Below are 22,600 nucleotides of genomic sequence, written 5' to 3'. Positions count from 1 at the left end.
GCCGAATCAGGGTGGCCGCCGCTCATCGGCCCCGGTCGCAGCGCAGTGCTGCGGCGCGCCGTCGAGTGGCCTCGGCGAGTTGGTGTGCTCTACCGGCGTCCGGGCCGCCGTGGCCGGCGATGGTGCTGTGCAGGTCGGCCTTGGCGTCCAACCATGCGGCCAGTGCCTCGCCGTCGGCGTCGCTGCAAGGTTTCGTAACCGAGAGCGTCGTCAGCGTGCGCAGGATGCTCATGCCGGTCCTTTCGTCGGATTTGTCCCAGAACGCCAGCAACCTTGGATGGCGACTTGTCAGCGCGCGGGGGAGGGGGCGTGCGGACTGGCGGTGGCGGCCCAGTTGAGGCTGTCGATCGCGGCCAGCACGGCATCCTCGGCGTCACGGCCACCGACGGTGACCCGCACTCCTTCGCCGTCGAACGCCCGGACCGAAACACCTCGGGCAACACAGGCGTCCTGAAGCTCCACTGTGCGCGACCCGACGGGGAACCAGACGAAGTTCGCACCGCTGGCCGGGGTAGCGAGCCCGCGCTTCGCGGCCTCGCTACGCAGGTACTCGCGTCCGTCGCGGACCACCTTGACGATGTGATCGGTGTGATCGGTGTCGGCCCACGCGGCCCGGGCGCCGGCCTCGGCAAGCCGGCTCAATCCGAACGGTGGCGCGGCTGCGCGGATGTTGGCGGCGACCTCCGGATGGGCGACCATGTACCCGGCGCGTAGTCCGGCCAGGCCGTAGGCCTTGGAAAAAGTCCGGAAGACAACGACATTGGGGTATTGGTGGACCAGGCTGAGCCCGTCGACGTTGGTGCTGGCGAACTCCTGGTAGGCCTCGTCGAGCAGTACCAGCACGTTGCCTGGCGCCGAGGTGATGAGGCGCTCGATCTCGCTGCGGGGCAGTTCGGTGCCGGTTGGATTGTTGGGGTTGCACACGATGATCGCCCGGGTGGCCGGGGTGATTGCGGCCAGCATTGCGTCAATGTCGTGGGTGTGGGTGGCATCGAGGGAAACCGCGACCGGGGTGGCCCCGACGACACCGATGAGGATCGGGTAGGCCTCATAGCTGCGCCAGGCGTGCACGACCTCGGAGCCGGCCCCGGTGTAGGCGGCCAGCGTGTGCTGCAGCACCGCCAGAGATCCGCCGCCGACGACGATCTGCTCGGGGGCGACCTGCAACCGGGTGCTCAGATCGGCGATGAGCAGATCACCTTGCAGCGAGGGATACAGGTGAGCCTGCCCGGCCGCCTCCGCGATGGCCTGCTGCACACGCGGCGACGGCGGCACCGTCGATTCATTCGACGACGCGCGCCAGCGCACCTGGCTCAGGCCCGCGGCGCGCGAGTAACGGGGCAGCTCGGCCACCACGGGACGAGGCCGTACGGTCGGGCGGACGGGCTGATCGGGCACGGATGCTCCCAGTGGGTGGGCGGGGACGGAGCGGGTCACTGCAATGCGCCGATCGCACTCTCGGCGGCTGCCACCAGCGCCCCACTGTGGGCCAGGTCGACGACGGCGCCGATCTCGGGGGACAGGTAGCGGTCGGCGCCCGGGCCGGGAACGTGTGTGCGGACGGCGGCGATGACGGCCGCGGTCGCCGGTGCCGGGGTCAGCGGCGCGCGCAGGTCGAGGGCGCGTGCGGCGGTGAGCACTTCCACGGCCAGTACCCGGCTGAGCCCGTCGATCGCGCGGCGCAGCTTGCGTGCTGCCGACCAGCCCATCGACACATGGTCTTCCTGCATCGCCGAGGACGGGATCGAATCCACGCTGGCCGGGACGGCCAGGCGCTTGAGCTCGGAGACGATGCCGGCCTGGGTGTACTGGGCGATCATGTGACCGCTGTCCACGCCGGGATCATCGGCGAGGAACGCGTTGAGTCCGTGGTTGCGCGCCGGATCCAGGAACCGGTCGGTGCGCCGTTCACTGATCGAGGCCAGATCGGCCACGACGATGGCCAGGAAGTCCAGCACGTAGGCCACCGGAGCGCCGTGGAAATTGCCGTTGGACTCCACCCGGCCGTCGAGGGTGACCACCGGGTTGTCCACGGCGCTGGCCAGTTCGCGCTGGGCTACCAGCCGGGCGTGTTCGACGGTGTCGCGAGCGGCCCCGGCGACCTGCGGAGCGCAGCGCAGCGAATAGGCGTCCTGCACCACGGTGCAGTTGTCGGTCTTGTGGCTGGCGACGATGGCCGAATTGGCAAGCAAGCGCGTCATGTTCGCCGCGGCCAAGCCTTGCCCCGGGTGCGGCCGCAGCTCCTGCAGATCGGCGGCGAACACCCGCTCGGTGCCCAGCAGACCTTCCACGCTCATTGCGGCGGCGATATCGGCCAGCCGCAGCAGACTGTCGAGTTCATGTAGTGCGAGGACCAGCTGGCCGAGCATGCCGTCGGTGCCGTTGATCAGTGCCAGGCCTTCTTTTTCGGCCAGCACGACGGGCTGCAGTCCGTGTTCGGAGAGTGCCTCGGCTGCGGATTTGAGTTCGCCGTCGCGGGTGCGGACCTGCCCTTCGCCGATGAGTGCCAGTGCCACGTGCGCCAGCGGCGCCAAGTCGCCGGAGCAGCCCAAGCTGCCGTACTCGTAGACCACCGGGGTGATGCCTGCCGAGAGCAGCCCGGCGTAGGCCTGGACCACCACGGGCCGCACGCCGGTGCGCCCGGTGGCCAGCGTCGATAAACGCAGCAGCATCAGGGCACGCACCACTTCGCGTTCCACCTCGGTGCCCGAACCGGCAGCATGCGAGCGGATCAGGCTGCGCTGCAACTGGGTGCGCAACTCGTGTGGGATGTGGCGGGTTGCCAGGGCGCCGAAGCCGGTGGATACACCGTAGACAGGGGCCGGGTCCGCGGCCAGGGCGTCGATGCGCGCCCTGCTCTCGGCGACTGCGGTCATCGCCTCATCGGACAACTGCACGGCGGCATCGTCGCGGGCGACCGCAATCACGTCGGCGAAGCTGACTGGCCCGATTCCCACCGTGACGACGGCGGTGGGCTGCAGCGTGGTGGTCGGGGAGGACGGAGTCATCAATTTCACCTTTGTCTTGTATTGCAGACGTAAGTCTCGTTTGTTTGATACTGGTGGGAGCTAGGCCGCTGTGTAAGAAGCCAAAAATTGGTCAGTGCTGTTGCAGCAGCGAGCGGCCGCGTTTGCGCAGCTCGTCAACGCTGGTGACGCCGAGAAGTGCCAGAGTCCGGCTGAATTGATCCGACAACAGCCCGATCGCCTTGTCGACACCGGCTCCGCCGCCGGCGACCAGACCCCACAAGTAGGGGCGGCCGATGAACGCCGCATCGGCGCCCAGGGCCAGGGCGGTGGCGATGTCGGCGCCGTGGCGCACCCCGGAGTCGACGAAGATGGCGAAGTCTGAGCCGGCAGCGTCGCGTACGGGTGCAACGAGATCGATTGGCGCGACCGTACGGTCGAGTTGGCGACCGCCGTGGTTGGACAGGTGCACTCCGTCGATGCCCAGATCGTGGGCGCGGGTGGCGTCCTCCGGGCCGAGCGGACCTTTAAGCACCACGGGTCCGGGCCACAGATCGCGGATGCGAGCCAGGTCTTGCCACGACACCGATGGGTCGAACTGCTTGGTGATGTTCTCGATGGTGTAGCCCTCGCCGCCGGTGCCACTGGTGACGTTGGCGAACTCCAGTGCCGGGCTGGCCAGCATCTTCGTCCAGTACCCCGGGCGCAGGCCGATGTCGACGAGACCCTTGAGGGTCATCTGCGGGGGGATTGTCAGGCCGTTGCGCGCGTCGCGGACCCGGTAGCCCGAGACGGCGGTGTCGACGGCGATCTCCAGTACCCGGTAACCGGCGGAGGCTGCGCGCGTCACCAGTTGCGCGGTGAGGTCGCGGTCCTTCCAGATGTACAGCTGAAACCATCGGTCGGTGTCGCCGGCTCCGCGATGAGCGGCCAAGTCCTCCAGGGAGGTCGAGGCCATCGTGGACAGCACATAGGGGATCCCGGCGCGGCCGGCGGCGCCGGCGACCGCGGGCTCGCCCAGAGCCGAGATCATCCGTGTGTAGCCGGTGGGTGCCAGACCCAGCGGCATTGTGCTGTGTTGGCCGAGCAGTGTGGTCGATGTATCGACGTTGGCGACGTCGATCAGCACGCTGGGGGTGAACTGCCAGCGCCGGAAGGCCGCGACGTTGTTGGCCAGACTCAGTTCTTCGTCGGCGCCCCCGTCGACGTAGTCGGCAACGGGGCGTGGCAGTCGTCGGCGCGAAAGCCGGTGCAGATCCTCGATGGTCCTGCAGGCGTCCAGCCGGGCGGTGCGGCGATCGATTTGTGGCGGCTTGACCTGAATGAGGGCGCGTACCTCGCGGGCCTTCATGCCGGTGTGGCTTCCTGTTCGTCGGCCATCGCGTCGGCCTGCGGGCTAGGCGTGGACGGGATGGCGTAGGTGGGTTCGGGGTAGTTGGCGCGTGTCGGGAATTTCTTCATGAGGAAGATGTAGAGGCCGCCGGCAATGAAGATGCCGAGGATCCAGGAGATGTCGGCGCCGCCAAGCGCAGTGGCGATCGGGCCGGTGTAGAAGGGGCTGGCGATGAACGGGATCTCGACAATGATGCCGACAAGGTAGGCGGTCATCGCGCGCCAGTCCACACCGCCGTAGTGCCCGTGCGGCTTGAACATGTCGTCGATGCTGTAGCGCTCCTTGCGTATGACGTAGAAGTCGGCCAAGTTGATCGAGGTCCACGGGATCAGGAAGTAAGCCAGCAGCAGGATGAAGTTGCTGAAGTTGATCAGGAAGTTGTCCTTGCCGAGGATGCCGATCGTCGTGGCCACCGCGGCCACGGCCACGATCAGCCCCACGCGCATCGACGGGGAAACCTTCATCTTGAACACCGAGTTGAGCACCGTGCTGGTCGACATGAACATGCCGTAGACGTTCAGGGAGTTCACTCCGATGACGCCGGCGATGATGATCAGGAAGAACAACGCGTGCCACCCGGCAGCCTGGGCGACGATGAAGTCCACCGATCCGCCATCGAATGCATCGGCGGCGACGGCGGTCGCGGTGGCGCCGAAGGCGAACATGAACGTCGTAGACAGCACCGCGCCGGCGTAGGTGTACCAGAATGCGGCGCGTACCGAGGTGTCGGCGGGCAGGTAGCGCGAATAGTCGGCAACGTAGGGTGCGTACGTCAGCTGCCAGGTGGCCGCGATCGCGGCGGCGGCCAGGAACAGTGCCCAGGAGAAGTCGTTCATCGTCCATACCGCGGCGAGGTCGTTGGCCGTCACCAGCCGGTAGCTCAGATAGAGGAAGGCCAGGCCGCTGATCACCGAGAGCCATTTCTCGGCGGCGTGAATAAGGCGGTACCCGACGATGGCCAGCGTGGCGGTGACGACCACGACGACGATGATCGAGGCGTCGATATTGACGCCGGTCAGGCTGGAGAAGGCGGCTCCGCCCTGCACGGCGGTGGTGGCGAAGTAGCCGATGTACATCAGGAGCACCAGAATGAGCGGCAGCACGGCACCGTAGAAGCCGAACTGGGCGCGCGACTGGATCATCTGCGGAATGCCGAGGATGGGGCCTTGCGCGGAATGCAGGGCCATGAAGACCGCGCCGATGAGGTTGCCGACCAGGCTAGCCAGCAGCGCCCACGGTAGCGACAGGCCGATGGCGACGGAGATGGCGCCGGCGGCGATCGCGGTGACTTGCAGGTTGGCGCCAAACCAAAGGGTGAACAGGCTGCGGACCCGTCCGTGTCGCTCGTGATGAGGCACGTACTCGATCGAGCGCTGCTCGGGGTTGAGGATGGACATGGTGTGTGGTCCCTTCGGTGCGCCCGCGGGCTATCGGGGAAGTGGTGTGAAAAGGCAAGTGGGATAGCACATTTTGAGTTGTGGGAGAGGTGACCTCCGTGAGCCGCGGGGAGGACCGGGCCGGGCTCACGGAGGTCGGCCTGTCAGTGCCGGTTCAGTCGGCGGGTGACGGCGAACTCGTGGGCGGGGAAGCCCTCGTGGCGGGTGAAGGCGATCACCGTGTCCGACATCCGTTTGAGCGCCTCGGGCGTGGACTTTGCCACAGCGGTGCGCTTGCGGAAGGCGTCGGCGGTGACGCCGCTGCTGACCTTGGCGTAGCCGCTGGTGGGCAGCGCGGCGGGGCAGCCGATGATGAAGTTGGCCATCGACACCGTGGTGTGTTGACCGATAAGGATTTCTCCGGCATCCACCAGCAGGTCCAGGGCGTGGTCTTCGTCGCGGACGGCGATCTGCATGTGCTCGGGGGCGAACGCGTTGGCGACTTCGGCGGATTCCTCGACTGATGTGGTCAGGACGGCGCCGCCGTTCTTGCCCAGTGCCTGACGGGCGTACTCGGCGCGGTTGTCGGGCAGATCGAGCAGCTGCTTGGCGACCTCGACCTGGACCGCGTCGATGAGGGCCTGGCTGTCGGTGACGAACACGCTCGTGGAATCGGCGCCGTGCTCGGCCTCGTTGAGCAGGTCGGCGGCCAGCAGGTACGGGTCAGCGGAGTCGTCGGCCAGGATCAGTGACTCGCTGGGACCCAGCAGCATCACGCTGACGGTGCCGTAGCGCTGCACCTCGACCTGGGCGCAGGTGACCGGCGGGCTGCCAGGTCCGCAGACCTTGCGGACCTGCGGCACGCTCTCGGTGCCGAACGCCAATGCGGCGATACCGGCCGGACCGTTGGCGCGGAACACGTCGTGGATGCCCAATTCGTCGGCCACGACCAGAACGGCCGGGTCGACCTCTCCGTCCCCGCCGGGGATGGGCGGCACGACCACGGCGATCTTCTGCACACCTGCCACCACCGCTGGGGCACCCAGCTGAGCCATCACCGACGGGTAGGAGCCCTTGCCGCTGGGCACGAACAACCCGGCGCTGGCGATCGGGGTCACCTTCTCGCCGACCATCAGACCCGGCTCGCTTTCGAAGCTCCAGTCGCCGTGAGCGGTGAGCTGTTCGTTGAACGACTTCAGGTGTGCCAGGAGGTCCCGGATCGCGGTGAGCAGTTCGGGGCTGATCTTCTCCCGTGCCGCGGCGAATTCTTCGGGCGAAACCCGGATGCGATCAGGGGTGATGGAGATCTTGTCCCATTTTTCCAGGGCGCGGATCAGGCCGGCGTCACCGTTCTGGCGGACGTCCTCGATGATTTCCAACACGCCTTCGCGCAGGTTGGGGTCGAAGATCTTGGCGCTGCCGCGGTCGATGAGATCGGCCCGGTCTGCGGTCGACATCTCCTGCCAGAGGCCGCGCTCGAGGATGGGGCGGTCGGTTGACATGTGCATGACTCCCATTGGTTCGGTGACTGTAGGTGAGGCAAGCGTCACACTCGCCGCACGTCTTGTATACGAGACATTGATCTGTAATGCAAGACTTGATGACGGATCGGGGAACATTCTGAAGGGGTTGGAATGCGGCGGGACGCGAACCGCCAGGCGCGCGCCGGATGCGCGGGCCTGGCGGGCAACAGCGTCGTCTAGATGTTGCTGGCCCCGGCGATAGGAATGGTCGCACCGCTGAGGAACGGGGCCTGGTTGGCGAGCAGGAAGGCCACGGTGGCGCCGATGTCGGCGGCTTCGCCGAATCTGCCCGCCGGTATGCGGGCCAGCAGCTCAGCCCTGACCTGTGGATCGTCGAGGTACTGGGCGGTCATGTTGGTGCGGAAATAACCCGGGCACACGCACGTGACGCACAGGCCGTCGGTACTCCACTCCTGGGCCAAGGTGCTCGCCAGCGCGGCCGCGGCGGCCTTGCTGGCGTTGTAGTCGGCGAAGTGCGCTTCGGGTCGCATCGCGTTGACCGAGGCGTTGACGACGATGGCCCCCGGCCGGGTCAGGACGCGGTGCGCGGCCTGGGCTCCGTGCAGGATGCCGAGCACGTTGACGTCGAGTACCCGGCGAAAGGTCGCAGGATCAAGCTGCTCGGCGGGTTTACCCTCCCCGTCGATCCCGGCATTGAGGAAAACTCCGTCGAGCCCTCCGAACGCTGTCGCGGCGTCGTCAAACGTCTGATGGACGGCCGCGGCATCCGCGGCATCACAGATGCTGCCGCCGGCAGCGCCACGTCCGAGGGCAGCGGCGACGGACTGTTCGCTGGTACCGGTCACCCACACCTGGTGGCCTTCGGCGCTGAGGTACTGGGCGCACATGTCGCCGATGCCGCTGGTGCCGCCGGTGATCAGATAGCGCCGTGGAGTGGTCATGCGGTGCACCGAATCAGGACTTTGATGGCTTCTCGCATGCCACCGTCGGTCACGAAGGACGGGATCTCGGCGAGGTCGACGGTGTGGGTGACGATGGCGTTGTACCGCTCGGGCTTCTCGGCGAGGGCGGCGAGCGCCTCGTCGACGTGGTGGTCGTCGAATCCGACGCTGCCCACGACGTGCAGGCTGTGCTCGACGATTGTGGCCGGCAACACGGTGGCCGATGCGTGGCCCAGCGCGATGAGCAGAATGGAGCCGCCGAACGCGGTGGCGGCGATGGCGGTCTCCAAAGAGCCGTCATAACCTGCGGCATCGATCACCACGGAGTACCGGTCCGTCCCGGTCAGTACTCCGACGCGAGCACCCTGGGTGTGCGCCAGCTCGGCGCGTAGGGCGTTCGGCTCGACCACGGTGACGGCGGCGTGCGGCCACCGGCGTGCGACCTCGGCGTGGGCCAGCGCCCCGATCGGACCGTAACCGAGAATGCCCACGGTCTCGGGGTGGTCGACGGGAATCTGGTCGATGGCGCACATGACGACGGCCAGCGGCTCGGCCAGCACGGCATCGGCCGTGCTCAGACCGGGCGGCACGCGATAGAGGCTGTCGCCGGGGATCACCATGGCCCCGGCGTAGCCGCCAGGTCGGGCTTCGCCGAGCCATTGGAGATCCTCGGCCAAGCGGTCGGATTGCTGGCGGCCATCGACGACACGACACGGTATCCGTGAATCGGCCACCACCGCTTCGCCCGCGGCGAAGCTCGCATGCCGCGACTGGCGCACCCGCCCGGCCACTTCGTGCCCCAACGTGGCCGGCCAGTAGGCCACCCAGTCACCCGTCTGCAGGACGTGCAGGTCCGATCCGCAGATCCCGGCATAGTCGACGTCAACGAGGACGTCACCGTCGGCCAGGTCGGTCAGCTCGCGCGTGCCGACGCTCAGGGACAAGTTCTCGCCCAATAGCAAGGCTGTGGTTTGCGCCGGCCCACCACCGGGATCTGTGATCCAAGACATGAGTCTTGATTACCAGACTCGGGGGCAAAGTGGAATGGCAAAGTGGAATAGCGTGCCCGGCGATGGTCAGGCGATGCCGGAGGCGCCTCCATCGCCCGGCGCCTCATTCACCCGCGCGCCGAAGCTTTCCGAGAAGTCTGCTGCTGTAGCGACCACCGTCTTGGTGATCTCGGCAGCCTGTTCGGCTGTCTTGGTGGCCGACATGTACGCCACGCCGAGTGCCGCGACAGCGCGGCCGTCGCGAGTGAGCACGGGGCTGGCGATGCAGTCAATACCTGAGGTGGTGGTGCCCTGTTCGTGGGCGTAGCCGTGGGCGCGCACCTCGTGGAGCACCTCGCGCAGCGCCGACAACGAGGTTGGCCCCTCGCCTGTGCGCGACTGCCAGGCGTAGCCGTCATACAGCGTCGAGAGCTGCTCGACATCCAGACGGCTGAGGATGGCCCGGCCCACCGCGGTCAAATGTGCCGGTAGCCGCGAACCGACCTCGGTCACCAGTCGAACGCCTGGTGTCAGGGGCTCGCGCTTGTCCAGGTAGATGACGTCGGTGCCCTGCAGTACGGCGAGGTGTGATGTTTCGTTGACAGCATTGGTCAAGGCGAGCATGTAGCGCTGGCCGGCGCGATGTAGCGGTCCTGACCGCATATAGGACGCGCCAACCTCGAAGGCCGACACGCCCAGAGTCCAGGCTCGTTGATCGGGCCAGTACGAGACGAAGCGGCGTTCCCGCATGACGTTGAGCAGATGGTGGGTGGTGCTTTTCGGCAGGGACAGCGTCTCCGCGATCTCCATGGTCGCCATCGGAACTCCTCGTCGCGCAAGCAAGTCCAGCACGTCCATGACGCGCTCAGCAGACTTCACGCGACTTGCCGTGGCCACAGCCCGTCCCCCTCTCGCCCCTTGTCGTCTCGGATACAAGACAACAATCTGTGGTAATAGGTTAGCCGACCTGGGCTCTGGCCCGTTCCCGGTGAATGAGCCCACCAAGTTCTAGAGTCCTGAGCGCGATTCACAGCTCACCCATAAGGCCAAGAGAGCGCTTAGCTAGCCCCTCGCCCTACGTTGACCTCGCTCGAACCGATTCGTGGTTCGACGAAGCCGCAAGGAGGCGGTGAAGATGAGCCCAATCAGGATGCGGTTCAGCGGCTTAGGTGTCGTAGCGGCTGCGCTGGCATCGTCGATCAGCAAAACGCAATCGACGAGTCGATGACGGCTGGGAACAACTAACGGATCTGGCACTTTGTGACTACCGACCGATCACCGATCTTGCGCCGGCCAGATTGGTTGTCGCCTGGTCGCAGCAGTCCCGCTCCACTGCGGTCGCCGCATTCGTCAACTCTGCGACCGCCGTTGCCGCACGCGCACGAGGAGACAAACCACTCTCAAGGTCGTGGTGACCTGACAGTCTCTGTCCCAGGGGCCGCTCGTACCGGGGTTGCCGTCGCTCAGGCGTGGCGGTGAAATGCTGCCCCGGGGGCCTGATTGGTTTCAGCGGCCGCGCAGCCGTGGCTGATAATCGACTCGACACCGTCGGGAGAATCGACGTCATGACCGCGTACCACCACGTCGCCGACCACAAGCTGGTGAACTTCGCCAGCCACATCGACGACAACACCATCGAGCAGGCGAAGCAGACCGCCTCGATGCCGTTCGTGCATCCCCATGTCGCGCTGATGCCGGATGCTCACAGCGGCAAGGGGTCAGCCGTCGGCACGGTGATCCCGACCATTGACGCCGTGATCCCGGCCGCGGTCGGCGTCGACATCGGCTGCGGCATGATCGCTGCCCGCACGGAATTCACCGCTGCCGATATTCAGGACCGTGACCTGGCTGCCCTGCGTACCGCGATCGAGACGACGATTCCGCTGTCGCCTGGCAACTACAACGACACGCTCGCCCGGTTCCCGTTCACGGAGGGCCGCATCGCCGACCTCGAACACTTGGCAGGAGACGGCGGAATCGACCTCTCCCACTCACCCAAGTGGCGCGAGCAACTCGGTTCCCTCGGCGGCGGCAACCACTTCATCGAACTGTGCCTGGATCAGGACGATCGGGTGTGGCTGTTCCTGCATTCCGGTTCTCGTGGTGTGGGAAACAAGATCGCCCAGAAGCACATCAAGGTTGCGCAGAAGCTCATGAAGCGGTGGTGGATCGACCTGCCCAACCCGGACCTCGCCTACCTGCCTCAGGGCACACCGGAGTTCACCGACTATCTGCGGGAACTCAACTGGGCGCAGCGATTCGCCTTCGAGAACCGCGCCGAGATGATGGATCGTTACATGTGGGTGTTCGCCGCGTGGATGGGTTATGCCCAGTTGGACCAGCCACGTACGGCGGGCGACTTCGAGGTCGAGCGGATCAACACTCACCACAACTACACCCGCAAGGAACACCACGGTGGCCGCGATGTGTGGCTGACCCGTAAGGGTGCGATCGACGCCCACGCAGGCGTCATGGGGCTGATTCCCGGCAGCATGGGGACGCGTTCGTATGTGGTGCGCGGCAAGGGCAACCCCGCCGGCCTGTGCTCAGCGCCGCACGGTGCCGGGCGCCGGTTCTCCCGTAACGAGGCGCGTCGCCGGTTCACTGCCGACGACCTCGCACAGCGGATGCAGGGTATCGAGTACCGCCACGGCGCGGAATGGGTCGACGAGATCCCCGACGCGTACAAGGACATCGACGTCGTCATGGCGGACGCAGCCGGCCTCGTCGAGATTGAGCATGAGCTGCGTCAGGTGCTCAACGTGAAGGGCACGTAGGTCCTGGGCTGCCAGGTCAGGACCTACGCCCGACTACGAGATAGGCCGCGGGCAGCACACCCGAGGTGCTCAGCAGTCCGAGGGCGCTGCCCCACAACCACTTTGGCCCCTTGATCTGGTTCGGCTGGCGGCCCGCGAGGTCACGCAGCGCCCAGGCCCGCAACCCGGCGTCGACTGCTGCCACGGCGATGACGGCCTTCTTGGCATTGGGGGACAGGTCATTCCAGCGCTTCTTGGCCACTAGGGCGGTCCTTTCGAGGAAGGGCGAGTTACGGACTGAGGGGCATCGTCGTCACCGGCGAGCCGCCGGAGCTGGAACCGCTGCCGCTGCCGGAGCCACTACCGCGACCGAACAGTCCGCCGCCGGACGAAGACCCACCAAACGGGGAGTCACCACCAAACGGAGACTGTGGTGCCACCGTTGTGACCGGAGCCTGAGTCGCCGGAGCCTGAGTCACGGGCTGTTCGACCGGGGGTGTGTATGCCGGCGCGGTGTGGGCCGGAGCCTCGATCGTCGGCTCCGACGCTTCCGTGGACGTGTGTGTCGGCGGCACGGTGGTGGTCGGCGGCGCCACCGTGGTGGTGGGCGGTGCCGTCGTCGTGGGTGGCGCGGTAGTGGTCGGCGGCGCGGTGGTCGTCGTCGGCGGTGCCGTTGTCGTCGTAGGCGGTGCCGTGGTGGTGGTCGGCGGGGCTGTCGTTGTCGTCGGGGGAGCCGTAGTGGTGGTGGGTGGTGCGGTGGTCGTGGTCGGCGGGGTCGTCGGAGGTGTCGTCGGCACCCACGTCGGCACAGTCGGCCACACAACCGGAGGGATCGGGATCGGAATGGGCACCGGCACAGGCACAGGTACTGGAACTGGTCCCGGTGCAATCTCGACGGGCGGAGGCGCCGGCACGGCCGGAGGTGCGGCCGGCGGCACTACCGCAGGAGCCTGGTTGACCGGCTGGTTGCCGGTGTCAGAGCGCACCTTGGGCGCAGCCGGAGCGGCGGGTGGCGGGGTGAGCACCGCCACGGGCAGTGCCACCGGATCCGGCTCATGCGGCACCGGCGGGAGGTAGTTACCTGGCACGGTGGCCGCCTGCTGGGTGGGCGCGGGCTGGGCCCGCACATCGGCTGTCGGCCGGACGTTGATCGCGACGGTGACGGCCAATGTGGCGAAGCTGACCACCACGAATGCCAAGGCGCTGCCCATCAGCAGCATCCGCGGCGGCGGCGGCGCGATGACGGTCGTGTACTCCGGGTCGTCTTCCTGCTCGGGGACGAACTCGTTGACCGCGTCCATGGGCATCTCGTCGGCCCAGGGCTCGTCATCGGCCGCCTGTGAGTAGGCCAGGTCCGGCCCGACGGCGGCGGCGTCCCCACGGGCGGGTGCGATCTGGGTGGCATCGGCGGCGGCAGGAGCCATTTGCGTGGCATCAGCGGCAGCTGGCGCCATCTGCGTGGCATCGGCTGCGGCGGGAGCCATTTGGGTGGCCGCCGATACAGGTGCCATCTGCGTCGCCTCGAGGGCAGGTGCCATCTGGGTGGCCGCGCCGGCCGGTGCGACATCGCCGACCAGTTGGGCCGCACCCCGGGCGATCGCGTAGCCCGCGTCCGGTGCCACCTCCACCGGTGCGGTCGAACGAAGCTCTGCCGCAACGGAATCAAGATCGAGGCGCTGTCCGACCAACAGCACGCGCCCCGGGGCTTCGCCGGCGGGTACCCGGTGCAGCACGGCTGCACACGCGGCGGCCGCCCCGGCAGTGCCGATCGGCATCGTGGCCAATGTCGTCAATGTCGACGCGGGTGCCTCGCTGGCCTGGCCGACCGTCGTCAGCGACACGGTGTCGTCATCGGCGAGCAGCAGTGCGGCGTCTGCACCTACGCTGCGGGCCAGTGCTGCGGCGGCCTCGGCTTCGGTCACCACCTCGACGTTGGGCACCCCGGCGTCGAGCACCGTCCGGCGCAACGTGTCGGCGGCCGAATCGTCGGGCACGCACAGTCGGGTCGCGGCGACCTGATTACCGGACTCGGTCACCGCGCGGTAGGTGCCGATGATGGTCTCGGCCAACTCCGACATCTCGGCAACCAGGTCGTCGGGCAGATCGAGCGCGTACTGATCCAGAACCTGGCCGCCACTCGCGGGCGAACCGATCATGGCCAAGCGCGCCACACGCCCGGTGACCGCCACCCCGAGGACTACGTCCACGGCCCCACTCCTTGCTTCATGGATGTATTTCGATCCCCGACGGACATTTCCAAGCTACCGCACAGCTGCGACAGGCCCTGCTGGTCAAACGGCGCGGTAGCCAGCGCTGCTTGTGCGTCGGAGCAAAAGTGAGCACGCTGGTTGAGTCCCGTTGCGTTGTCACTCATAGAGAGGAATCGGTAGTTGAGCGACGAGCGTTACGACGCGTCCGCCACCGTGCAGGTGGCGACAATGGCCGCGCGGGTCGTGGAGCGACCCCCGCGGGTCGGCTACGTACCCAGCCGGACCAACCGGGTGCGTGACGGCTTCGCCGTGGCGCTGCTCGTCGTCGCGATGCTGCTCCCGTGGAACCTTGAATTCGGCCTTGGGGTGCCCGGCAGTGCCGGGTCGACGTTCGGCGTGCTGGCCGTCGTGACGCTGCTGGCCATCGGCGCCGCGCTCGCCCCGCACCTCGGTCCGTTCCGCCTGGCCGCCCCCAAATCCGACGTCGGTCGCACCAGCCGCATCCGGCTCGTGCTCAGCGCCGCCTACCTCGTCGTGGTCATCTGTTTCGTCGGGTACCACCTTGCGCAGACGGTGGGCAGCGGCGGAACCGGGGCCGTGCCGCCGGGGGTGGGGCCGGGCATGCTGCTCGGCCTCGCCGGCGCACTGCTGGCGGCGCAGCCGCCCATCACGTCGATCACGATCGAGGACAACAGGTTTCGCCGCTGGTACGCCATAGCCCGGGCGATCGGTTTCCTCTCGATCGCCTTGGCGACGCTGTCGGTTGCATTCAACCTCTACTGGCGGCTGCGGTACCTGTTCGTCACCCAGGTCGAGTTCGGCAGTCACGACATCGCCGTTATCGTCACCACCCTGCTCTACGGCGCGGAGGCGATGATCGCTCTGGTCATCGCCTCGCGCTGGCTCACCGAGCGCACCGGGGCGGCGCGGTTGGCCACGACGGCCATCGGTGTCTCGGGCGCGATCGCTGCCACTCTGGTGTGGCTTGCCGGCATCGGCCGCGATATCGACGCCTTCCACGGCATCGCCCAGAACACCTCGACGGCGGCCGTGGGCTACGAGGGCTACCTCGCCTGGGCGGCTGCCGCCGCGATCGTGGCGCCGACGACGCTGTACGCCGTCTTCCTGATCAAGCCGCCGACCGTCGGCGCCTACCGCGGTGCCGCGCAGAAGTGCCTGACGCTCATCGCCTTCTGGGCGTTCGCGGCGGCGGCGCTGCGGATCGTCGACTTCCTGATCGCCCTATCGCTCGACCTCCCACGGGCGGCGTACGACACCGTCGCGATGACGGTGTTCAACCTGGTCACCGCACTGGTCGCGCGGTGGCTGCACCGCCAGCTCGAGCAGGGGCTGACCTCGACGACCGTGGCCGCCGCCTTCAGCGCGGTGCTGTTCGTCTTCACCGTGGCGAATGTGGCCATCGGGGTGGCCCTGGCACCGCGTTACGCCGGTCCGGCACCCGCGGCGATCTACGGCAACAACCTGGCCCAGCAGATCACCAGCACCTTCGACGTCACCGTGTGTGTGCTGAGCCTGCTCGTGCTGGTGGTGATGGTGTTCACCGGGCCGTTTGCCGGCTACCTGGTGCGACGCGAAACCCGTTCCGCCAAGCCGGCGCCCGAACCGCCGACGGAGGTCGTGCCGTCGAGACCTGCCGTCGAAGAGTTCGCACCGCCGACCATCGTTCGGCAACCCCGGGCGGCGTCCGTCCCGAGAATCGTTCGCCTGAAAGAGGATTCGACGACGGTGCTGGCCGCCCCGCCGACCGCCGATCTTCAGGTTCCGACGCAGGCGCTGCGGATTCAGCGTCGTCCGCAGCGCCCGCCGTCAGAGCGTTAGCCGGCCTTCGCGCTCTCGTGCTTCGAGGGCCGGTTGTTCTGAGTGTCCGCCGACTTCGCGGCCTGCTTGGCCGCCCGCTTCGCGGTGCGAACGGACTTCCGGTCTGGCTTGTCACTGTCCGACCCGGCGCTCGGCGCGGACTCATGGGCTGACTCGCCGGCGGGCGAAGCCTTCCCGTCGCGCGCCTGCGAATCGTCCGTGTCGCGGACCACCTTCAACCGCGGCGCCGAGTCGGTGCGCGGGGAGTCCGATCGTGTCAGCGTCGGACGACCGATCGATGTTGACTTCGTCTCGTTGCCGGTCTCGACCGTGGCGGCAACAGTGCTGTCCGCCTTGATTTCTGCCGGAACGGGGCTATTGGCCGGGACAACCGTCTTGTGCGGCGCTGTCGCGCTGCCGATCGCCTGCAGCACCTTGGCCAGTGGCCGGGTGGCGTCGGACAGCGCTGCCGCGACGTCCTCGACCGCGTGGCGCACGCCTTGCTCGAACGGCGAGTTGCCCACCGGGTCGATGGGATGGTCGGTCACTGGTGTTTCGGGTTCGGTGCCCGGCACAACGGGCTGGGGCAGGGTGGGGGTGTACTTTTGGCCGCCCAGAATCGCCAGTGACTGTGCGAACGCCGCCGGCAGCTCGTTGAGTGCTTCGTGGATCTTCTCTGGAGGCGTGACCCAGCTGAACTCCTTGACCTGACTGGGGTCTGCGGTGCGGTCGTAGCCCATTTCGATGAACACCCGCAGGATCGGGTCCATGGCGTCGACGAATCGTTCCGCGCCGATCAAGGATGCGGGAATGCGCAGCGGTGCCAGCAGTGGCAGGTACTGGGGCAGCATCACGTAGGTGGTGTTGCCGACCTGTGTGGTGACGGCGTTGGGTGCGTCAGGGTGCTCCAGCACATAGCCGGGAAAGACATGCTGGAACAAGATCCCGGCAACCGCGTTCGCGACGGACATCACGTTGAAATACGCCGGGAAATCAGCGAATCCGTCGTACTGGTTCTGGTAATAGGTCGTCTTGAAGGGGCTGTCGGACGGCCCCGGCCGGCCGAACGGGAAGATGTCGCCGAGCACGGGCAGATCGCTCCACGAGGTGAAGCGGGTCAGGATGCCGCCGTTGGGCTGGTACGGGTCGCCGATGAAGACGAACTCGTAATTGTCGGCGTTGGCAACATAATTCGGGTCTTTGGCCATGCTGGCGCGCACGATCTCGGCGACTTGGGTGCCCTGCGACATGCCGATGATCGTGACCTTGTCGTCGGCGGGGGTGTTGGCGATGTCCTGTTGGAGGTAGCCCGCCCCGATCTCCTCGGATCGTTTGAGCGACTGCGGCCAGTACGGAATGTCGGACAGCCCAGGCAGATCGGAGATGATCGGGAAGCTGAGGTTGATCTGCGCCGGGTAGGGGACTGTGTGGAACGAGTCGCCTTCGGGCACCGTGCTCCCGTAGAAGAACATCGGGATGCTCAACCCGAATCCGTCGAAGGAGGGCCCGACGCCGATCGTCGTACCGATCAGTCGAACGGCGGCACTGTATGTGGCCGTCGGGGTGCTGACCGTGACTCCCGCCGATACCGCGACGACGACGCCGCCGGTCAGCAACATCGACCCCCAACGGCGTGAACCGCGCTGTCGGCGCGCACCGCGCGACGACTCCCCCCGACCCCAACCCCGCATGCTGTTCCTTCTTTCCTCATCGTGGTGAGTCGGCCGTCCAGATGGCACGGCCGGAACATCTGAGCCTGCGACCAGCACGTCAACAGCGGAATGTGACGGGCGCCACTTCGCATGCTGCCGGAAAGCTACCAGTGGGTAGAGATGAATGACAAGAGTCGCTTTTTGAAACAAGGGCTCTTGTTGCAAACCGGGGTTTGCAGATTCAGCGGGTGGACGCCGCGATCCCGGCGCGAACCACCGCCACAAAGCTCGCGAGATTGCCGATCAGCGTGTCGATGGTCGGCGGTGAAGCGCTGTCGGTCTCCCGCTGGTGCAGCCAGTCGGCCACGCTTTCGAACAGCCCGCCCACGGTCGACACCGCCAAGGCGTGATAGTCGACCGCGCCGGTATCGGGCAGGCAGGGAAACTCGCGCTGCCGCCACAGATTTTCGAGAAACGCCGCAGTCCAGCGGCGATTCTCGCGGCGCAGCCGCTCGACGCGCGGCGAGATGCCGGCACATTCCCCGAAGGCGACCACAGCCACCCGGGGGTCGTCGACGAGAGCGTGGGCGAAGGCCGACAACAGTCGGTGGACGGTTTCGTCGGGATCGTCCGGCGCATCGGCGAGCGCCTCGACCGCTTGCTTCTCGATCCGTGCTGCTATCTGGGCGAGCAGGGCCAGGTAGCAGTCTTCTTTGCTGTCGAAGACTTCATAGAACGCCTTGTTGCCGACATACGCCGTCTGGCAGATCTGCTCGATCGAGGTGTTGGCATACCCGTCGCGCGCAATCAGGTCAAAGGCCGCTGTCAACAACTGCTCACGGCGATACGCACGACGCTGCTCGGCGTCGAGTCCGCGGATCGTGCGCTGCCCGCGGGGCTTTGCAGCCTGGCCCGGCGTTGTGCCTGCGCCGGGCGCCGCCGGCGGTCTATCCATGGCCCGGAGTGTAGTGCGGTCGGTATCCCGAGGTCGGACGGTTAGCCCGCGCGGTTGCGCTTGCGATCCGAAGGGCGATGGCGTTCAGCGGGTGCAGACTTCGCGGCCTTCTTGGCCTTGGCCGCGCCGACAGCCGAGCCAACCGACGAGCGAACAATCGAGCGAACGGAATCCCGGTCGGAGCCCTTCGGCTGCAGGGCCGCCCTCAACCGCTGCACCGAATCGCTGCGGGGCGAGCCCACTTGCGTGTGCGTCTTCGGGGCGCGCAGTGACGTCGACGCGTTGACGGCGTCGGTCGGCTCGGTGGGCTCAATGGTCTTCTGTGTCCTCGTCGCCTCGCCGATGGCTTGAAGCACTTTGGCAAACGGCCGGGTGGCGTTTGACAACGTTGCCGCCATGTCCTCCACCGCGCGGCGTACGTCCTGCTCGAACGGCGAGGTGCCCACCGGCACAATCGGATGCTCGGTCACCGGTGTCTCGGGTTCGGTGTCGGAGACGACCGGCTGGGGCAGCGTGGGGGTGTACTTTTCGCCGGCGAGGATGGCGATCGACTGCTTGAACGCGCGCGGCAGTTCGTTCAGTGCTTCCTGCACCTTCTCCTGAGGCGTGACCCAGCTGAATTCCTGGGCGTGACTGGGATCTGCGGTGCGGTCGTATCCCATCTCGACGAAGACCCGCAGCACGGGGTCCAGGGCGTCGACGAATCGTTCCGCGCCGATCAGGGATGCGGGTATGCGAAGCGGTGCCAGCAACGGAAGATACTGGGGCAGCATCACGTAGGTGGTGTTGCCGACCTGTGTCTTCACCGCGTTCGGGGCGTCGGGATACTCCAGGGCGTAGCCGGGGAATGCATGCCCGAACGCCTGGCCGGCAAAGGAATTTACGAGCGACAGCACGTTGAAATAGGCGGGGAAGTCGGCGATGCCGTCGTATTGATTCTGGTAGTACGTGGTCTTGAAGGGGCTGTCGGAAGGCCCGGGACGGCCGAGCGGGAAGATGTCGCCCAGTACCGGAAGGGTGCTCCACGATGCCAATCTGGTGAGAATGCCGCCGTTTGGTTGATAGGGGTTTCCGATGAAGACGAACTCGTAATTCTCGGCATTGGCAACGTAATTCAGGCTTTTGGCCATTGCTGCCCGCGCCAGTTCGGCGACCTGGTTGCCCTGCGATACGCCGATGATCGTGATCTTCTCACCGGCCGCCGTGTTGGCGATGTCCTGCAGCAGGTAGCCGGCGCCGACCCCCTCGGATCGTTTCAGGGACTGCGGCCAGTACGGAAGACCCGACAGCACCGGCAGATCCGAGATGATCGGGTAGTTGAGGTTGATCTGTGCGGGGTAGGGGAGGGTGCGGTACGAGTCGCCTTCCGGGATGGTGCTTCCGTAGAACAACATCGGGACGGTCAATCCGAATGCGTCGAAAGAGGGCCCCACGCCGATCGTCGTGCCCACCAGCCGAATCTCAGCACTGTAAGTGGCTGTTGGTGTGCTGACCGTGATTCCTGCCGATACCGCGACCACGACGCCACCGGCCAACAACATCGAAGCCCACCGATGCGAAAAACGCTGCCGGCGCGGACGGCATGACGATATCCCCCGACCTTTCATTCATGAATTCCTTTCTTAAGAGTTCTCGTTGGTTCTTGAGGGACCTTTATGCCTCCGCCTTCTCGGGGCGCGCTCCATGCTGCGCTGTGTCACAGTGAATTGGTGGGGAAATTCGGAAGTGCCGGATTAGTTGCCGTCATGGCGGCGGCGGCTTCCGTGATGAACAACGTGGCGATTCCGTCCGCCAATGCGACACCGTGTCCGGATGCCGAGGTGGTTTTCGCCCGCGGCACGATGGAAGCGCCGGGCGTAGGAGACACCGGGGAGGCGTTCATCAATTCTCTGCGCGCCAACGTCGCTCCGAAATCGGTGGGGGTCTATCCCGTCGATTACCCGGCGACCACCGATTTCCCAACTGCCGTACAAGGAATCGCTGATGCTCGGGCGCGCATCATGACCACCGCCGCCAACTGCCCGGACACCAAGATGGTGCTCGGCGGGTTCTCCCAGGGTGCGGCGGTCATCGGGTTCGTGACGGCAAGCGTTGTGCCGGACGGGGTTTCACCGGCAGATGTGCCCGCACCGATGCCGTCCGATGTGGCGGACCACGTGGCGGCCGTCGCGTTGTTCGGCAAGCCGTCGCCGCGATTCATGAAGGTGCTCAACAACCCGTCGGTCGTCGTAGGGCCGAACTACGCGGCCAAGTCCATCGACCTCTGCGTCGACAACGATCTGGTGTGCGACCCGCAGGGCAGAAGCTTCGGCATTCACACGCAGTACGCGGAAGCCGGCCTGGTGAACCAGGGCGCCGCGTTCGCGGCGAGCAAGCTTCAGGACGACTGGGCGCAGCAGTCGACCCAGCCCGCTGCGCCGGCGATATTGGCCGGCACCGGCCCGTCGCAGCCTGCGCGTGTCCAGCCGGCCCAGCCCGCACAGGCCGCCCAGCACATGGGCCCGGCGCCGCAGTCACTTCCCGGGCCAGCCCCTGCTCAAAGCCCACCGGCGACGTCGCCGACAGCGCCCTCGCCGGCACCGGCCGCACCGGCGCCCGTCGCGCCGCTGGCCTGAGCCGGCCTAGCGGTGCGCGTCACCGCCGAACAGGTAGACGCCGGTGTGATGGCCGATGAAATTGTTGGCGATGAACAGCACGCCGGCGACCACCACGACCAGCACCAACGCGAACATCACCCAGCTGAGGCCCGTCAGCAGACGGCGGCGGCCGACGTCTGAGGCGTCATCGGCGACATCACCCGCGATGTGCAGGCGCACACCGATCGCGAACAGGGTCGGCACGGATGCGCCCACTGCCAGGCCGAACAGCAGGATCTTGCCGACGGCCACGAGATTGATCCAGTCACTCATGCGATGTTCCCGCTCCGGTCCTCAACCGCGGTCAGGCTGCCCTGCCACGCGTCGTTCACGTTCTTGTGGTCGATCGGGGGCTTGCGCGACCTGAGCCAGATGGGCACCGTCGAGGCGATCAGGGCGACGAACCCGACCAGCGGCCCGGCGAAGCCGCCGATCCCGTGCACGAGGACATAGGTCAGTGCGCCGATCAGGCCCGCGGCCGGCAGGGTGATCAGCCACGCGGTGGCCATGTTGCGGGCGACGCCCCAGCGCACCTCGGTGCGACGGCCCAATCCGCTGCCGAGGATGGACCCGGTCGCGACGTGCGTGGTGGACAGCGAATAGCCGAAGTGACTGGACAGCAGGATGGTTGCCGCCGAGGACACTTCGGCGGCCATGCCCTGGGGAGCCTCGGTGTCGACCAGTCCCTTGCCGAGGGTGCGGATGACCCGCCAACCACCTGAGAGCGTGCCGAGGGCGATGGCGATGGCGCAGGCGGCGATCACCCAGAACGGCGGCATCGTCGCGGAGTCGTCGACGGCGCCGTAGGAGATCAGGGCGAGAAAGATGATGCCCATTGTCTTCTGCGCGTCGTTCGTGCCATGCGCCAGTGAGATCAGGGATGCCGAGCCGATCTGTCCGTAACGGAAGGCGGCGATCGTGCGGTCCTTCGGAAGGCCCCGGATCAGCCGGTAGACCAGCCAACTGGCGATGCAGGCCACCACACCGGCGATCAGTGGCGACAACACCGCGGGCACGATGACGGTCGAGACCACGCCGTGCCAGATCACGCCATGGCCTCCGACGGCGGCGATCATCGCGCCGACGATGCCGCCGATGAGGGCATGCGACGAGCTCGACGGAATACCCATCAGCCAGGTGAGCAAGTTCCACAGGATGCTGCCGACGAGCCCGGCGAACACCAGCTCCAAGGTCACGAGATTCGCGTCGACGAGACCCTTGGCGATCGTTGCGGCCACAGCGGTGGACAGAAACGCGCCGACGAGGTTCAGCAGCGCTGACAGCGCTACTGCCGTACGTGGTTTCAGTGCTCCGCTGGCGATCGACGTCGCCATCGCATTGCCGGTGTCGTGAAACCCGTTGGTGAAGTCGAACATCAAAGCGGTGAAAACGACAATGCACAGCAGGAGGAACTGTAACGACAC

General features: G+C 66.7%; 19 protein-coding genes. 3 read left to right on the top strand and 16 right to left on the bottom strand.

The features are described from left to right. Window positions 1–22: 22 nt before the first annotated feature. The 9 genes from ACWEFV_RS19955 to ACWEFV_RS19915 all read right to left on the bottom strand — a co-directional run bounded on the left by ACWEFV_RS19955 (window position 23) and on the right by ACWEFV_RS19915 (window position 10,028). Window positions 23–232, bottom strand: a complete 210-nt coding sequence (locus ACWEFV_RS19955) for a hypothetical protein (RefSeq protein WP_135458195.1) — start codon at window positions 230–232, stop codon at window positions 23–25. 56 nt (window positions 233–288) lie between these two features. Next, window positions 289–1,398 carry an aminotransferase class I/II-fold pyridoxal phosphate-dependent enzyme gene (locus tag ACWEFV_RS19950; RefSeq protein ID WP_135458193.1) on the bottom strand — a complete coding sequence of 370 codons (1,110 nt, stop codon included), beginning with the start codon at window positions 1,396–1,398 and terminating at the stop codon, window positions 289–291. Window positions 1,399–1,433: 35 nt separating this feature from the next. Next, on the bottom strand, window positions 1,434–3,008 hold the full coding sequence (gene hutH, locus ACWEFV_RS19945; RefSeq protein WP_450071407.1) for a histidine ammonia-lyase: 1,575 nt from the start codon (window positions 3,006–3,008) through the stop codon (window positions 1,434–1,436). Window positions 3,009–3,099: 91 nt separating this feature from the next. Continuing rightward, window positions 3,100–4,317 (bottom strand): alpha-hydroxy acid oxidase, encoded by a 1,218-nt coding sequence (locus ACWEFV_RS19940; RefSeq protein WP_450071406.1) that lies wholly within the window; start codon window positions 4,315–4,317, stop codon window positions 3,100–3,102. Beyond that, window positions 4,314–5,756 (bottom strand): purine-cytosine permease family protein, encoded by a 1,443-nt coding sequence (locus ACWEFV_RS19935; protein ID WP_135452721.1) that lies wholly within the window; start codon window positions 5,754–5,756, stop codon window positions 4,314–4,316. The genes ACWEFV_RS19940 and ACWEFV_RS19935 overlap by 4 nt, the downstream gene beginning before the upstream one ends. 143 nt (window positions 5,757–5,899) lie before the next feature. Next, on the bottom strand, window positions 5,900–7,237 hold the full coding sequence (gene hisD / locus ACWEFV_RS19930) for a histidinol dehydrogenase (protein WP_450071405.1): 1,338 nt from the start codon (window positions 7,235–7,237) through the stop codon (window positions 5,900–5,902). Between the two features lie 197 nt (window positions 7,238–7,434). After that, window positions 7,435–8,160: an SDR family NAD(P)-dependent oxidoreductase gene (locus ACWEFV_RS19925; protein WP_135452723.1), complete on the bottom strand. Its 726-nt coding sequence runs from the start codon at window positions 8,158–8,160 to the stop codon at window positions 7,435–7,437. Next, window positions 8,157–9,170: a zinc-dependent alcohol dehydrogenase gene (locus tag ACWEFV_RS19920; protein ID WP_450071404.1), complete on the bottom strand. Its 1,014-nt coding sequence runs from the start codon at window positions 9,168–9,170 to the stop codon at window positions 8,157–8,159. The genes ACWEFV_RS19925 and ACWEFV_RS19920 overlap by 4 nt, the downstream gene beginning before the upstream one ends. Window positions 9,171–9,236: 66 nt before the next feature. Continuing rightward, entirely contained in the window at window positions 9,237–10,028 is a 792-nt protein-coding gene (locus ACWEFV_RS19915) for an IclR family transcriptional regulator (RefSeq protein ID WP_450071403.1), read from the bottom strand. Between the two features lie 686 nt (window positions 10,029–10,714). On the opposite strand from ACWEFV_RS19915, the gene ACWEFV_RS19910 reads away from it, so the two are divergent. After that, a complete protein-coding gene (locus ACWEFV_RS19910) occupies window positions 10,715–11,926 on the top strand; it encodes an RtcB family protein (protein ID WP_450071402.1) in 1,212 nt (403 codons plus the stop codon). 16 nt (window positions 11,927–11,942) lie between these two features. Here the strand turns inward: ACWEFV_RS19910 and ACWEFV_RS19905 are convergent, their stop codons facing one another. After that, the gene (locus tag ACWEFV_RS19905; protein WP_450071401.1) at window positions 11,943–12,167 is read right to left on the bottom strand and encodes a hypothetical protein; all 225 of its coding nucleotides are present in this window, start codon (window positions 12,165–12,167) and stop codon (window positions 11,943–11,945) included. Window positions 12,168–12,195: 28 nt separating this feature from the next. Then, a complete protein-coding gene (locus tag ACWEFV_RS19900) occupies window positions 12,196–14,112 on the bottom strand; it encodes a hypothetical protein (RefSeq protein ID WP_450071400.1) in 1,917 nt (638 codons plus the stop codon). 183 nt (window positions 14,113–14,295) lie between these two features. On the opposite strand from ACWEFV_RS19900, the gene ACWEFV_RS19895 reads away from it, so the two are divergent. After that, window positions 14,296–15,954, top strand: coding sequence for a DUF7937 domain-containing protein (locus ACWEFV_RS19895; RefSeq protein ID WP_450071399.1), 1,659 nt, complete (start codon window positions 14,296–14,298; stop codon window positions 15,952–15,954). On the opposite strand, the gene ACWEFV_RS19890 is transcribed toward ACWEFV_RS19895, so the two are convergent. The 3 genes from ACWEFV_RS19890 to ACWEFV_RS19880 all read right to left on the bottom strand — a co-directional run bounded on the left by ACWEFV_RS19890 (window position 15,951) and on the right by ACWEFV_RS19880 (window position 19,832). After that, complete coding sequence (locus ACWEFV_RS19890; protein ID WP_450071398.1) at window positions 15,951–17,552, bottom strand: PE-PPE domain-containing protein; 1,602 nt, start codon at window positions 17,550–17,552, stop codon at window positions 15,951–15,953. The two genes, ACWEFV_RS19895 and ACWEFV_RS19890, sit on opposite strands and share 4 nt — an antisense overlap. 274 nt (window positions 17,553–17,826) lie before the next feature. Next, on the bottom strand, window positions 17,827–18,540 hold the full coding sequence (locus ACWEFV_RS19885; RefSeq protein ID WP_135452728.1) for a TetR/AcrR family transcriptional regulator: 714 nt from the start codon (window positions 18,538–18,540) through the stop codon (window positions 17,827–17,829). Window positions 18,541–18,581: 41 nt separating this feature from the next. Then, window positions 18,582–19,832: a PE-PPE domain-containing protein gene (locus ACWEFV_RS19880; RefSeq protein WP_450071397.1), complete on the bottom strand. Its 1,251-nt coding sequence runs from the start codon at window positions 19,830–19,832 to the stop codon at window positions 18,582–18,584. Window positions 19,833–20,285: 453 nt separating this feature from the next. On the opposite strand from ACWEFV_RS19880, the gene ACWEFV_RS19875 reads away from it, so the two are divergent. Beyond that, a complete protein-coding gene (locus tag ACWEFV_RS19875; protein WP_450071396.1) occupies window positions 20,286–21,155 on the top strand; it encodes a cutinase family protein in 870 nt (289 codons plus the stop codon). 6 nt (window positions 21,156–21,161) lie between these two features. Here the strand turns inward: ACWEFV_RS19875 and ACWEFV_RS19870 are convergent, their stop codons facing one another. Both ACWEFV_RS19870 and ACWEFV_RS19865 read right to left on the bottom strand, forming a co-directional pair. Further along, complete coding sequence (locus tag ACWEFV_RS19870) at window positions 21,162–21,449, bottom strand: hypothetical protein (RefSeq protein WP_450071395.1); 288 nt, start codon at window positions 21,447–21,449, stop codon at window positions 21,162–21,164. Further along, window positions 21,446–22,600 carry an inorganic phosphate transporter gene (locus ACWEFV_RS19865; RefSeq protein ID WP_135452731.1) on the bottom strand — a complete coding sequence of 385 codons (1,155 nt, stop codon included), beginning with the start codon at window positions 22,598–22,600 and terminating at the stop codon, window positions 21,446–21,448. Before ACWEFV_RS19865 ends, ACWEFV_RS19870 begins: the two co-directional genes overlap by 4 nt.

Source organism: Mycobacterium sp. NPDC004974 (assembly GCF_053600815.1).
This window is presented reverse-complemented; position numbering and strand designations above follow the sequence as displayed.